The 13,374-nt window shown below is 42.6% G+C and carries 12 protein-coding genes; 7 read left to right on the top strand and 5 right to left on the bottom strand.

All coding sequences use genetic code 11. The annotated features are described in order from the left end of the window. The first annotated feature begins 655 nt into the window (after nt 1-655). Nucleotides 656-1,048: a hypothetical protein gene (locus tag RMY00_RS01765; protein ID WP_322645909.1), complete on the top strand. Its 393-nt coding sequence runs from the start codon at nt 656-658 to the stop codon at nt 1,046-1,048. Nucleotides 1,049-1,365: 317 nt separating this feature from the next. On the opposite strand, the gene RMY00_RS01760 is transcribed toward RMY00_RS01765, so the two are convergent. Then, the gene (locus tag RMY00_RS01760) at nt 1,366-1,992 is read right to left on the bottom strand and encodes a Uma2 family endonuclease (protein WP_322645908.1); all 627 of its coding nucleotides are present in this window, start codon (nt 1,990-1,992) and stop codon (nt 1,366-1,368) included. A 353-nt stretch (nt 1,993-2,345) separates the two neighbouring features. Between RMY00_RS01760 and RMY00_RS01755 the strand changes: the two genes are divergently transcribed. From RMY00_RS01755 to RMY00_RS01735, 5 genes are all read left to right on the top strand, one after another. Then, on the top strand, nt 2,346-4,559 hold the full coding sequence (locus RMY00_RS01755) for an ATP-binding protein (RefSeq protein WP_322645907.1): 2,214 nt from the start codon (nt 2,346-2,348) through the stop codon (nt 4,557-4,559). Next, entirely contained in the window at nt 4,531-4,905 is a 375-nt protein-coding gene (locus RMY00_RS01750; protein ID WP_322645906.1) for a response regulator, read from the top strand. The genes RMY00_RS01755 and RMY00_RS01750 overlap by 29 nt, the downstream gene beginning before the upstream one ends. An 8-nt stretch (nt 4,906-4,913) precedes the next feature. Further along, the gene (locus RMY00_RS01745; protein WP_322645905.1) at nt 4,914-6,860 is read left to right on the top strand and encodes a response regulator; all 1,947 of its coding nucleotides are present in this window, start codon (nt 4,914-4,916) and stop codon (nt 6,858-6,860) included. A gap of 188 nt (nt 6,861-7,048) precedes the next feature. Continuing rightward, nucleotides 7,049-7,777: a phycocyanobilin:ferredoxin oxidoreductase gene (locus RMY00_RS01740; protein WP_322645904.1), complete on the top strand. Its 729-nt coding sequence runs from the start codon at nt 7,049-7,051 to the stop codon at nt 7,775-7,777. 361 nt (nt 7,778-8,138) lie between these two features. Next, nucleotides 8,139-8,756: a hypothetical protein gene (locus tag RMY00_RS01735; RefSeq protein WP_322645903.1), complete on the top strand. Its 618-nt coding sequence runs from the start codon at nt 8,139-8,141 to the stop codon at nt 8,754-8,756. Between the two features lie 333 nt (nt 8,757-9,089). On the opposite strand, the gene RMY00_RS01730 is transcribed toward RMY00_RS01735, so the two are convergent. Together RMY00_RS01730 and RMY00_RS01725 are read right to left on the bottom strand one after the other, a co-directional pair. After that, the gene (locus RMY00_RS01730; protein WP_322645902.1) at nt 9,090-9,554 is read right to left on the bottom strand and encodes a YbhB/YbcL family Raf kinase inhibitor-like protein; all 465 of its coding nucleotides are present in this window, start codon (nt 9,552-9,554) and stop codon (nt 9,090-9,092) included. A gap of 100 nt (nt 9,555-9,654) precedes the next feature. After that, on the bottom strand, nt 9,655-10,455 hold the full coding sequence (locus tag RMY00_RS01725) for an SDR family NAD(P)-dependent oxidoreductase (protein ID WP_322645901.1): 801 nt from the start codon (nt 10,453-10,455) through the stop codon (nt 9,655-9,657). A gap of 566 nt (nt 10,456-11,021) precedes the next feature. On the opposite strand from RMY00_RS01725, the gene RMY00_RS01720 reads away from it, so the two are divergent. Further along, the gene (locus tag RMY00_RS01720) at nt 11,022-11,378 is read left to right on the top strand and encodes a hypothetical protein (protein ID WP_322645900.1); all 357 of its coding nucleotides are present in this window, start codon (nt 11,022-11,024) and stop codon (nt 11,376-11,378) included. Between the two features lie 130 nt (nt 11,379-11,508). On the opposite strand, the gene RMY00_RS01715 is transcribed toward RMY00_RS01720, so the two are convergent. Together RMY00_RS01715 and RMY00_RS01710 are read right to left on the bottom strand one after the other, a co-directional pair. Next, the gene (locus tag RMY00_RS01715; RefSeq protein WP_322645899.1) at nt 11,509-11,664 is read right to left on the bottom strand and encodes a hypothetical protein; all 156 of its coding nucleotides are present in this window, start codon (nt 11,662-11,664) and stop codon (nt 11,509-11,511) included. 305 nt (nt 11,665-11,969) lie between these two features. Beyond that, nucleotides 11,970-13,340 (bottom strand): efflux RND transporter periplasmic adaptor subunit, encoded by a 1,371-nt coding sequence (locus tag RMY00_RS01710; protein WP_322645898.1) that lies wholly within the window; start codon nt 13,338-13,340, stop codon nt 11,970-11,972. Nucleotides 13,341-13,374: the final 34 nt, after the last annotated feature.

The following is a 13,374-nucleotide window of genomic DNA, read 5'->3' as shown; positions in this document are numbered from 1 at the left end:
AGCGACCTTAGCCCCTTAGCTAGTCTCTGCAATCTTACTCAATTAGAGTTAAACGAAAGAACAATTAGCGTGACTCAAATAAAGCGAAAGCATTAACAGATCAAGCTTGTTAACGGTAACAGTCAACGAAAGTAATATTTCGTTGATTACGTGCTTTCCTTTGTAGACAAAATTTTCTGCCACGCTCTTCAATCACCCCATGCGATCGCATCTCCACGCTCAGATTGTTTCACAACTGGATAGGCGATGTCTACGCGCAATTTTGAGCCAACAGACAAGATTTGCGATCGTTGTTTAACAAGGCAAGAACTTTGGTTAACAAGCCAAGCACTTTGTTTAACAAGGTAAGAACTTTAGTTAACAAGCCAAGCATTTTGTTTAACAAGGTAAGAACTTTGGTTAACAAGCCAAGCACTTTGTTTAACAAGGTAAGAACTTTAGTTAACAAGCCAAGCACTTTGGTTAACAAGACAAGTACTTTGGTTAACAAGACAAGTACTTTGGTTAACAAAACAAGTTATTTATCGGTAATTACTTAACTAATAATTTAATTTATTTTCAAAAATATGCCTGATTTTGGCTATTTTCACTGAACCGATTCCTTGTCTTGGTGAGAGACGCTAGAAGTATAAAGTTAAGTAAAAGATATGCATTGATGCCACGCAAAAAAAGAACTTCTTCCGTACTAGAAAAAACAGAACAGCAGACAATCGGGTTTCAATCAATTGATCCCGTCCTCGATTTTGGTGATTCCATCAGTTTGCAGCATTTGACTGAGTTAACTGGTGAACTACGCAGCGAACTCAATCAATATAATAAGATGTTAAACACCCTTGACTCAGCAAAAGAAAAAATCGAAACTCTGGAAAAGAACATTCGTGAAACTTCAGAACGCTTAGTTAGTGGTGTAGCAACGAAGTATGGCAAAGACAGCCGGGAATATGAACTAGCAGGCGCGGTGCGGAAAAGCGATCGCGTTCGTAAAGCTATTATCACGCGGTTAAAATCAAACACAGATGCAAAAGCTGCTGCTACAGGAACGGCGTAACAGCCAAATCCTTGCTGCATAAAGATAAAAAAGAAAAAATTTGCTGATGATGGTTTTAGAAGAGGCAGGGGGGTAGGGAGCAGGGAGCAGGGGGAAAGATCCGATACGCTCCTACAGTCCCTGCCATCCGGCTTTCAAGCCCACTTCGGCTACGCTCAGTGCATCGCCTAAATTTATATATGCCCAAAAGGGTGATAGTGGCATCCCAAGCGATCGCCTGCAAAAAACATCACCGGAACAAAGCTAAACTTTATCAACGGTTCAAATTAGCGGCAGCAAGTAAACTTAAACTTTGATAGGTTTGTAGTGTTCAGATTTTATCTACCAGCCCTCAACACCTGTTCAGCCGTTAGTTTTAAATCTGGGAAAGTTTGAGAGACGATGGTCTGATTGCCTCGAAACTGCTGAATTTCATACTCCCCATTCACCAGCGTACAAATAGAGAGGGTGGGTTGTTTGGGCTTGCCAATGTGTCGAGTACCACCATTAGCTGCGTAGTCTGCAATCCAATATTCGGGAATGCCTAAAACCGCGTAGTCTTCAACCTTACGGGCATAATCATTTTGCCAGTTACTACTAACAACTTCCGCGACAAATTTAATCGAACTGCCCAGTGTCAAAATTGACTCGTCAGACCAAAGCGGTTCTTTGATAAGTTCATCTGGATCGATAACTGCAACATCAGGTCGAAATGCTGTCATACCAATGTTAGAAGGGCGCAATAGTCCTCGCTCAAGGACAAACCAAGGTAAAGCTGCTTTGTCGATCTGGACACAAATCTTTGTGGTTATGAAGGCTGCAACCTGTTCATGGAGACCTGTTGGTTCCAAGTCAAACACTTCTCCATCAATCAGTTCATAGCGGTTATCGCCACTATAACGGGCAAGAAACTCATCAAAGTTGAGTGGCTTCTGTTGTATTGGTTGGTTGATCGCAATAGTCATAGGTCAACTTAGCCCAATCAATGCCTCCAGTCTACCAGATGGAATATGTAAGCAAGCCAATACGGTTCAGCAGGGGAAGCAGGGGAGGCAAGAGGGTATATGTTCAGCCATTCTTTTCTCCCTCAAGAACAGCCTGCCTCAACCAAGAAATTTCTTAACCGAACGAGATTGTATTCCTATTGAGAGTATTAAACGGAATTTTTCTGTATAACAACCGATGAAACAACACCTAAAGAAACTGTTGGTGCAGACTTGGACAAAATGTTAAATTTTCCAACATTAACTTTATAAAATTTGAACTTTCGAGAAGTTCAGTAAAAAATGGAAATGTCCCTTTGCATTGATAGATGTAGGTGTCTAAACATTCCTCTAAGCAGCGATTCTTTCTCTGTGAGACGCTACGCGAACGGAAAGCTTCTCTGCCAGAGGCTCCGCTAAAGCAATCTGGGGCGAAAAAATCTAAACATCAACGAAGATCGCACAAGCGTCTGATTCAAACTTTATTTAAGAACGCTCATGATGCGATCGCCTTAATTGATGATCGCCTATGTTTCGTAGATATGAATATTGCTGCTTGTGATTTACTCGGTTTGTCACGTAAGCAACTCAAAGGGCAAGCTTTAGCTAATTTCATCACTGCCGAATTTACTTGCCAACCCAACTCTCTTAGTTTTCCGCCGGGACAATCATTGATGGGGGAACTGTTAGTTTCATCTTCTGCCCAGAAGCAGCGAGAGATGGAGTATACCTTAATACCTAACGTACTTCCCCACTGTCATCTGCTGCTATTACGAGACATTAGTCAGCGCCGGGAATCAATGCAGGCGGAATTACGACAGCAACAGCAACGGGTAGAACTATTTTCGGAAGTGACGCTGAAAATTCGCCAGTCGTTACAGCTAAAGGAAATTCTGCATACCACCGTCACAGAAGTGCAACGGATTCTGCAAGCCGATCGCGTGCTAATTTATCAGGTATTGCCGGATGGTACAGGAAAAACCATCAGCGAAGCAGTTTTACCAGATTATCCCACACTGATGGATCTGGAATTTCCTGAAGAAGTTTTTCCCCAACAGTATCAACAATTGTATGCTCAGGGACGGGTACGTGCGACCGCAGATGTACACGATCCGGCAGCTGGCTTGGCAGATTGTTTGGTGGAATTTGTCGATCAATTCGAGATCAAAGCCAAATTAATTGTACCGATTGTGCAAAACCTCAATGCCCAGTCACAAAATCACCTTTGGGGTTTGTTAATCGCGCACCAATGCAACAGCACTCGTCATTGGGTAGATTTTGAGTTGGAATTGATGCAACAACTGGCCGATCAAATCAGTATTGCTTTATCTCAAGCCCAACTACTGGAACGCTTAGAAGAGGTTGTAGCAGCTCGTACCGCAGAATTGCAAGAGGAAATTAATGTGCGAATGCAGGCGGAAGCGGCACTGCGACAGAGTGAGGAGCAATTGCGCTTAATTACCAATGCGCTGCCAGTACTAATCGCCTACGTGGACGAGCAACAACAATATCGCTTTAATAATCAAGCATATCAGGATTGGCTGGGACAATCTCCTAAAGAAATTTATGGTTCCCATCTACAACAGGTTTGGGGAGAAGATTGCTACCAAAGAATGCAAGTTTATGTAAAAACAGCATTATCTGGGCGAGCCGTCAACTATGAAAATGATATTCTTTTAAAAGATGGGAGTTGGCGATCGGTTGATGTAACTTACATCCCTGATGTAGATGACCAGAACACGGTGAAGGGATTTTTTGCTCTTAGCAGCGATATTAGCGATCGCAAAGCCATTGAAAGAATGAAAGATGAATTCATTTCTGTAATTAGCCATGAATTGCGGACTCCCCTAACTTCGTTGCACAGTGCCTTGAAAATCTTAGCTACAGGGCGATTGGGCAGTCTCTCCACCGAAGGACAACAAATGCTAGGAATTGCCGATGACAGCACTGAACGCTTAGTACGTTTAGTCAACAACGTCCTCGATTTACAGCGAATTGAGTCTGGCAAAGTCATCATGGAGTGCCAAGCCTGTAATGCTGCTAATTTGATGATCCAAGCAGCAGAGGCAATGCAAGCAATGGCACAGCAGCATGAAATCACTCTGGTCAAACAACCACAAGATATCTCAGTCTGGGCAGATGCAGATTATATCTTGCAAGCTTTAACAAATTTAATCAGTAATGCCATCAAGTTTTCATCACCTGGAGGGACTGTTTGGCTAACCGTAGAACAAGAGCAAGGTTCCCAAAACCTCCCCAAAGAATTAGTGTTTCGGGTGCGAGACGAAGGGCAAGGCATTCCTGCTGACCAACTCGAACGAATCTTTGAAAAGTTTCAACAAGTAGATTCATCAGATTCCCGCAAAAAAGGTGGTACTGGTTTAGGGCTGACCATCTGTCGCAAAATTATTGAACAACACAACGGTAGAATTTGGGCTGAGAGTACTCCAGGATGTGGAAGCACCTTTGCATTCACACTACCTACCCTTGAGTGCGTCAATATCTCATGGAGAGTGAGCTATGAATATGAAGCGGATTTTAATTATTGATGACGAAGAAACCATTCAAACCGTTGTGCAATTTGGCATCAAAATGGCAGCAGGTTGGGAAGTTTTCACGGCTAGTTCTGGCTTTGAAGGCATCCAGACTGCCCAAAGCGAAAAACCCGATGTGATTTTGCTGGATGTGATGATGCCAGATATGGATGGTATTGCTACCTTTAAAGAACTCCAGTCTCATTCTGAAACAGAACAAATTCCGGTGATTATTTTAACTGCCAAAGCACAAACGGCAGAAAAGCGTCAGTTTAATGATTTGGGAGTTAGTGGTGTAATTACAAAACCCTTTAACTCCCTGGATCTACCGGAGCAAATTAGTAGAATTCTCCATTGGTAGCCGCATCAATGAAAATCTTGCTTGTAGATGATGACGATTTATTAATTAAAATCCTAACTAGAAATCTGGCAAACCATCACTATGTTGTAGATGTAGTTAAAGATGGGGAAATGGGTTGGACTTATGGCTCCACCTTTGAGTATGACTTGATTGTACTGGATATCATGCTGCCAAAATTGGATGGCATTAGCTTATGCAAGCGTCTGCGGACAGAGGGATACACCGTCCCAATTCTGTTACTTACGGCTCAAGATAACATTACCGCCAAAGTCCAGGGATTGGATGCAGGTGCAGATGACTATGTTGTAAAACCTTTCGAGACTATAGAACTGATTGCCAGGATTCGGGCATTGTTGAGGCGAGGAAGTAACAATCCCTTTCCTTTACTGACTTGGGGAGATTTGCTCCTTAACCCCAGTACTTGTGAAGTGACTTACAATGGCCGCCCCCTGAACCTGACGACAATGGAATATGATTTGCTAGAACTTTTGCTGCGAAACTGTCAGCATGTTTTTAGTAGCGAACAACTTCTAAACAGATTATGGTCTTCAGAAGATTTTCCATCTGAGGCAACGGTACGTTCCCATATCCGTCGAGTGCGACAAAAGCTAGTTGCAGCAGGTGCGCCTCATGATTTTATCGCTACCATGCATGGACGGGGTTACTATTTAAAAGCACCAAGCACAGAAGAATCAACCACCCAATCGGCAACACCTGCTGTAAATAATGCTAAGGGTGACTCTCAAATAGCTGTATCTCTAAAAACGTTGAGTGATTTCCCAAAGTATGACCTTGCTGACAATTCCCAACAACAATACTTGGCTTTTCTCAACGAGACTTGGAAAACTACAAAACCGAAAAGCCTCGACCAGATGACAATTTTGTTACAAGTTGTCAGAGACTTACAAATAAATCAACTCAAACCCCAACAACAAGCACAGGCGCAACAAGTTGCTCACAAACTGGCGGGGAATCTGGGAATCTTTGGGTTAAGCAAAACAATGCACATCGCACGGCAATTAGAGTATTGGTTGGGTGGTCGAGAACCGCTACAACCGAAACACGCGCCGTTGATGAAAACCCTGGTAATGGCTCTCCAGCAAGACATTGAGCAGACTACACTGATTCAACCGTCTCAGGTTCCCAATAGGCAATCACCGCTTTTATTGATTGTGAGTTCTGATATCGAGTTTAACCAGTCCTTAGAACCTGTGGCGGCAAGCCGAGGAATTCGCATTCAGATTGCGCCGATGCTGGAGAATATGGCTAAAGCTTTGCTCACAAGAGATTCAGTTTTTGATAGCTTAGACCAAAATCCTGATATCATACTGTTGCATTTTCCCTCAATTCCATTTCAACCCCATACTCACCAAGTAAGTAACTTTTGGGAAACATTGCAGATATTAGCACAGCGTTACCCTGGCTTGCCAATTGTCGTGATTAGCGATCGCAGTGAATTGGGCGATCGCTTGGAGGTAATGCGGCGGGGCGGAAAACTGTTTTTAACAGCACCAATTCCTCCTGAACAGGTTATTGACACAGCAGTAAACTTGTTGAGCGGTACTGAGATAACAAAGAAGGTGATGATTCTTGATGACGATCAAGACTGGTTGCACACTCTCCCCACTCTGCTGAAACCTTGGGGATTTAAAGTCACAACCCTTGCCGATCCGCAACAATTTTGGACAGTATTAGAAACTGTCACCCCCGATGCCTTAGTATTAGATGTCAATATGCCACAGATCAACGGATTTGAACTCTGCCAGATTCTCCGCAGTGACCCTCATTGGCAGCGTTTGCCAGTTTTATTTCTGAGTGTGCTGACAGATTCCGCCAGTCAGAATCAAGCTTTTACTGTTGGTGCTGACGATTATCTGTGTAAGCCCGTTAAAGGAGTCGAACTAGCTAACCGAATTCTGCGACGCTTAGAAAGAGTTAAGGCTTGGGCAAGTTGATTGTCATGGGATATGGGGCATTGAGCATTGGGCATTGAAAAGAGGCAGAGGGGTAAATTTTTTTCCCTTACTTCCTACTCCCTACTCCCTACTTCTTCCCCAATGCAAGACTGCACAAATTTTGCACAAACTATACGCCAAGGTAAATATTAATTCTATTCTCAAAGATGAAGCGTATGTTGAACTCTATGCAAACGTCATTAAGAACCCGTCAGCACCCCTTAATCCACAGATTAGCGGATTCCATTGAAGAAATTTGGCAACAGTACCTCGATATCTCCCCTTACTCTGTCCCAGAAGGTTTAGGCTACGTTGAGGGACATTTGGAAGGTGAACGACTGATCATTGAAAATCATTGCTACCAAGCTTTGCAATTTCGCAAACTGCATTTAGAATTGGCTCAGGTTGGCAATGGATTAGATATTCTGCACTGTGTAATGTTCCCTAATCCCGAATATGCCTTACCGATTTTTGGTACAGATTTGGTTGGCGGACGAGGAGGAATTAGTGCGGCGATCGCTGATTTGTCTCCCGTCAGTAGCGATCGCACTCTACCACCAAGCTATTCTCAACAATTGTCTGTTTTGTCTGGGCTTGAGTTTTCCCAACCACGAGTTTTACCAGAATGGGGCGATATCTTTTCGGAATTTTGTCTATTTGTCCGTCCTGGGGACTCTCAAGAAGAAGATAGGTTTCTCAATCGAGTTCGGGAATTTTTAACCATTCATTGTCAGATTGCTAGTCAACAGACACCTCTGACATCAAATCTTGACATCTCCAAGGTTCTGGCAGGACAGCGAAATTACTGTACCAAGCAGCAACAAAATGACAAAACTCGGCGAGTTCTAGAGAAATCCTTTGGTGAAGAGTGGGCTGATCGCTACATGACCACTATGCTTTTTGACTATGTAGCTTGAAAATTCCACCGAATTTTAGATTTTAAATTTTGGATTGAAGATTCAAAATTTAAAATCTAAACGGGTTTAAAGCCAGCGAATTCATAGAACCTCTTTTGCCTGTTGTGTCGGGCTTGATTCAATTGCATTAGCAAAGCGGGGCGTTAGCCCATTGCGTTAACAAGGAACGAGCATCATTGCGAATTGGTTTGATGTCTTATGTTTACTCAGTTCGTCAAATAATTACTTTAACTTATGGTTGTGACAATTAAGAGTATTTGATTTTATTAGTCAGTCGCAATATGTTGAAGATGTATCTACGCTTTTCGCATTCAAAGCAAATTTTCACCAAGAAATGATGCTTTCACAAAAGAAGAAACTTATGAAACCTGGGAAAATTATTTTAATCGTCTTGCTGTTTGTGATCACTATAGGACTAGCTCAACCTTCATGGGCAGATAGAATTTCTGAAGATAGCCCTGACTATCCAAAAGTTGTTCAAACGCTTAATAGTCTGATGCAAGTTAGGAAAAACCCAGAACAAATGGGATATACCGCAGAAGAACTACAGCAGAAAATTGCTGCTTTAGAATTGCAAAAACAGACTATGGAAACTTCAGAAGATTGGGCTAGATGTCGCAATGAAACGGGGAAACCATTAGCTATCTATACTCGGAAACCTGAAAACTCAACTCCAAACGCTCTTTACTATCTCGGTCATGGCGAAACTACAGATGAAGACTGGGATTGTGACGCTATTTACCTGCCAAATGATGCAAAAGTTGCTGGGCTAAAACTGCCAATCGGAGAGCCAGCAATTTTAAAAATTGTAGATGGGACTCAATTAGTTGCTAAAACTAATCCTAACACCCAAGAACTTGAGTTCATTGCTCCAACTGCACTAATTGAAGTACTCAAAGCCGAGCAACTCAACTGGCAAATTCCTAATTTAGCTTCATCTGATATTGATGTACAAAGTCCCAATGCTCCAAGCGATTGAGAGCAGAAATCTGAATTGATAGCCAGACAAAACAGTAGCAATTAAAACATTGATGACTTCGGCGACAAGACTATTAGTCCGCCGATTTTTTTTCGGTTAAAGAAGAATGCTACATCTTTATCTTGCCATCAGCGACTTATACCAATTCACTAAAATTATGAAACAGATGTAAACCCTGAAAGGCAAGTATCTCTAAGTTTTTTAATTGCGTTAGCGTAGCGGGGCGTTCGCTTTTAGCGTCTCCGTTGCCCATTGCGAATTGCGTTAGCGAGTCTTCGAGCGTCATTGCGAATTGGTATTACACCCTCCTTGGATTTCTAGAATTAATAAATGTCAAGATTCATAGACTCCAACCAACCGCGCTTGCTCAATCACATGGTCAGCGATCGCATTCAGTAGTTCCTCACGGTTGATATTTGACTTCAGGTCAAGCTTTGCATCTAGGGCATATAACCAGAAATAGTAATGGTGAAGCCCATGCCCTTTTGGTGGAGCAGGCCCAGTATACCCTGGCTGATTGCTACTGTTCATACCTTCAGTAAATTTACTACCATCTCCCTCTGCAATCTGGTTAACCGTCGGCGGAATTCCATAGATTAACCAGTGAGTAAACCCCTGCGGTATGGGCGCATCTGGATCGTGACAGATGAGTGCTAATTGCTGGGTTCCGGCTGGTAATCCACTCCATTCCAAGGGAGGTGAGATGTTTTTACCGTCGCTGGTATACTGTTTTGGGATACGCTCAAGAGAAGTAAATGCAGGGCTGTGAATCTGTAAATCTTTGATATTCAACGCCATTATGTATTTCCTTGTGGATAACAGGTTCCAGGGTGCTTAATGTTTAATCTGTCGGTAACTTCTGCAATTGACTGACCATAGGATTTTTCCCTGATTACAATTAATTATTAGCGGCTCCTGGCTCAGTGAGTTTGCGGTGCTGTTCTGCATTAACTGTATCTGACAAAACCTTGCTGATATTGCCCTGAACTTTGGTTTTTAATGAGCCTGCAACCAGGTCATCCTTACCTGCCATCAGAGCCTCAAACCCCTGTTTAGCAACAATAGCTGGGTCATCCTTCTTGTCTGCACCCACCTTGGTATCATCCATCCCGGCTCGGTGAAAGAAGTTTGTATCCGTTGGGCCCGGCATGAGCGCTGTGACTGTTACACCCGTGTCTTTTAATTCGTTGCGGAGTCCTTCTGCAAAGGAGTGAATAAAGGCTTTTGAGGCTGAATATACCACCTCAAATGGGCCAGGCATGAGTGCGGCAATTGAGGATGTGAAGAGAATTTTGCCGTTACCGCGCTCGACCATATCCTTGACTACCCGTTTAGCAAGATGAACCGATGACACCACATTTAGGTCGATCAGATTCAGTTCTTCCTTTAGGTCAGTCTCAGTGAACTTGCCACCTACCCCAACTCCGGCATTAATGGCGATCGCTTCCACTGGTCTTCCAATGGCTTGAATTTGATTATAGAGGGATTCGACTCCATTGTATGTGGCAAGATCCGCCTGGATGGTTTCAACAGAAGCACCTAGTTTTTCAAAAGCACCAATCACTTCATTGATGCTAGAACCCGTGGCTGTGACAACCAGATCAAAGCCATTTTGAGCAAACTGTTTGGCGAGTTCATAGCCGATACCACTTGAGGCACCCGTTACAACGGCCAGGGGACGAGTCAACGTCTGATTCATAATGTTCAAAAGTCCTAAACTGCTTTACTTGCAATAGCTGACTGCAAATGGGAGTAATGCGATTACAAGCCATCGACTTTTACCATCCTACGAAAGCAGTTGTGCGATCGCGTCTTCCTAGTGAAAGATAACAAATGTATATTTAAGAGTCATTAATAGAATATTTATCTACCCCTAAAGCTCAGGTTTATTCCTTCAATGGCTTTTAACTGAGGAAACCGAATATAGCAAGCAGGTTGAAAGTGATTGAAGTATCAGGTTGTAAATTCATCACATTACCCCAGCAAACAATTTGGACGGATGATGAGTTGATTGGCGATGCTATTGAGCTGTGACTGACACGGACTCACAAGAAAATAGTTCATCCCGATTTAACCACTGCTTAAAAATCGAATCACGCTGCTTGTTTGTCCTATGGGTTTTTTCGTATGACATCGCTTAATCATTAGAATATCTTTTCTAAATGTGGAAATTTTATGTAAATTTAACCACATTTATCTGACGAAAGTTTACAATATAATTACTGAAAATAATCTAGCTACAACCAACAGGCTTTGGTTTGACCCATGACTGATAATAAACAAGTTGTCTGCCAACTCACTCAACAAAAACCAAAACGTGTTTTGGTTGTAGCTCCAAGTGAACTCACTATTTATCATCGTCACAGACAATCGTTTCAGACACCGCCTACTTTAAGCAATTACATTTTCAAAGTCATCGCTAAATTGTCTATTGTCAGCACTATGTTGTTTGGCATCAGCGCATTGGGCTACTGGGGATTAGAAATCGTTGAAGCTAACACAATCCCGACGATAGAAGCCAGATACGATTGGCAAACCCAAAAGCATATTTGTTTCGGTTGGATGCTGTTTACTTTTTCTAGCTTTCTTGGGAGTGCTTCTTTTGGTAACGAGTCCCACTAATCAGTTCCAAAGGATAAAGCCTCTGATAAAATTTATCACTCAAAAGTCATAATTGAGAAGCAATCTAATATGATTAGAGATTGATTCATGAAAATTCCTGTCAGTATTATTGTCAGAGAGTTAAGCAGCCTTAAAAATTAATTCGACGATAGATTTCAGTCAGGGGAATTTCCACGTTTAAACTGTGCAGCATAATCGTGCGCTCAAGGTGAGAGTGAACTTGCCATAGCCAGCGATCGTTACAGTTGCTGGCGATCGCACTATGACATTCCGAACATCCCGACATAGTAATAATATCAAGTCCGATTAATCACTTATGATTACCGCATCTGTGCAAAAATCAGAAAAACCTCTTTCCCCCTGCTTTCTGCGTTCTTAATGATAAGTCTTTTGCCGGACATGATATAACCTCTCCATGCGGTATTCATGGCGTTCGGGGTTTGTTTGTTCCATAGCAATGAACCGTATTGAGATATAGTCTGTCAAGTTGAAATTGATGGGTGAACAAGTTCGTAGTCAAGACTTTAGTCCTGGATTTTTAAGCACGCTTTGTGCTTACTACGAACTCATGAAAATTAATGAGACAGACTACTATTTTGTTTTTGTTTGTACAACTGGCTGTACGCGTAAACCCTCTATCTCATCAACCGTAGGAGTAGCAATGAGCGATTCATTTTCTGTCAAACCTGATGTAATTTCTACTTCAGTACCATAATCTCGCCCAACAGTAACTTTTTGATAATGCACCTTTTTTTCATTAGTTACAATTGCTACCTGCGTACCTCCACCGTTAACGACTAAGGCACTATCTGGCACAATAAAAGGAGGATCGTTACGATTAATAGCAAATTTGACACTAGCATACATCCCAGGTCGCAGCGTCGCGTCCGAATTGCGTACTTCTAATTGTGTTAGCAAAGTGCGAGTATTTGGATCTATAGCGTTGCTAGTACGCACTACTTTACCCGTAAACACTCGTTGTGGTAACTCTCTGACTGTAATTTGCGCTGTTTGTCCAGTCTGTAGTGACTGTGATAAACTCTGCGGAACATTCACATTCACGTTTAGTTTGTCATAAGCAGCAATAGTATAAAGGCTGGTGTTGCTAGTATTACTGTTGCTGGTACTGATGCTACTACTAGTACTGGTGCTACTATTACCTGCTGAAATTAAAACACCTGAATTGACGTTACGTGAGGTAATTACTCCGGCAAAGGGAGCAGTGACTTTCTTATAAGATTGTAATACCCTATTACGCTGAAAGTTTGCAAGACTTGCGTGGGCGTTAGCTTCTGCTGCTTTGACGCTGGCAGAGTCAGAACTAACAGTATTTTGTGCTGCCTCAACGTTGGCAATATTAGCCTGATATGTGGCATATTTTGTATCAGCATCTTGTTGAGGGACTGCACCTTGCTTAACAAGAACTTCCCAGCGCTCCCAGCTTTGACGTGCGATCAATAGATTAGCGCGGGCTTGCTTCAAATCAGAAATACCTTTAGCCAAATTAGCACGACTTTGAGACACATTAGCTTGTGCTTGCACTAACTCTGCATTTGCTTGCAGAACTTGCTGATCAGTGTCTGGTGAATCAATCTCTGCCAACAACTGACCAGCCCGGACGCGATCGCCAATATCCGCATACCACCGCCGTAAATACCCAGTACTACGAGCGTAGATGGTCGTTTGATTAAGGGCTACAATACTACCAGGTAGTTCCAATTTGGTACTAGCAGTAGCGCGAGTGGGAGTAAACACCTTAACAGAGGGGATGGTGCTTGCTTCCTTGACTGCTGCTTGTAATTCTGACCTCTGGCTTAACCGGGGCAAAATACCTATAGCCAGTAGGCTACCAAAAAAAACAACACCAACTACAGCCCAACCAATTCCACCAATACCACGCTTTTGTTTTCTAGAAGTCGTTTGTTGTTCAGAATCAGGAGATGGGGGATGCTGAGAATCCATAAATAAACCGTTCCATATTATCTAGTTTGCAGAA

Source organism: Nostoc sp. ChiVER01, from assembly GCF_034531155.1.
Taxonomy (GTDB): domain Bacteria; phylum Cyanobacteriota; class Cyanobacteriia; order Cyanobacteriales; family Nostocaceae; genus Nostoc.
The sequence above is the reverse complement of the archived record's forward strand: the minus strand, read 5'-3'. Positions and strand labels throughout refer to the sequence as shown.

Coding starts and splice junctions, on each gene's coding strand:
- RMY00_RS01760 (WP_322645908.1), bottom strand. CDS start 1,992: ATGACTATTGCGATCAACCAACCAATACAACAGAAGCCACTCAACTTT.
- RMY00_RS01745 (WP_322645905.1), top strand. CDS start 4,914: ATGAAAATCTTGCTTGTAGATGATGACGATTTATTAATTAAAATCCTA.
- RMY00_RS01710 (WP_322645898.1), bottom strand. CDS start 13,340: ATGGATTCTCAGCATCCCCCATCTCCTGATTCTGAACAACAAACGACT.
- RMY00_RS01765 (WP_322645909.1), top strand. CDS start 656: ATGCCACGCAAAAAAAGAACTTCTTCCGTACTAGAAAAAACAGAACAG.
- RMY00_RS01740 (WP_322645904.1), top strand. CDS start 7,049: ATGCAAACGTCATTAAGAACCCGTCAGCACCCCTTAATCCACAGATTA.
- RMY00_RS01720 (WP_322645900.1), top strand. CDS start 11,022: ATGACTGATAATAAACAAGTTGTCTGCCAACTCACTCAACAAAAACCA.
- RMY00_RS01735 (WP_322645903.1), top strand. CDS start 8,139: ATGAAACCTGGGAAAATTATTTTAATCGTCTTGCTGTTTGTGATCACT.
- RMY00_RS01715 (WP_322645899.1), bottom strand. CDS start 11,664: ATGTCGGGATGTTCGGAATGTCATAGTGCGATCGCCAGCAACTGTAAC.
- RMY00_RS01730 (WP_322645902.1), bottom strand. CDS start 9,554: ATGGCGTTGAATATCAAAGATTTACAGATTCACAGCCCTGCATTTACT.
- RMY00_RS01725 (WP_322645901.1), bottom strand. CDS start 10,455: ATGAATCAGACGTTGACTCGTCCCCTGGCCGTTGTAACGGGTGCCTCA.
- RMY00_RS01750 (WP_322645906.1), top strand. CDS start 4,531: ATGAATATGAAGCGGATTTTAATTATTGATGACGAAGAAACCATTCAA.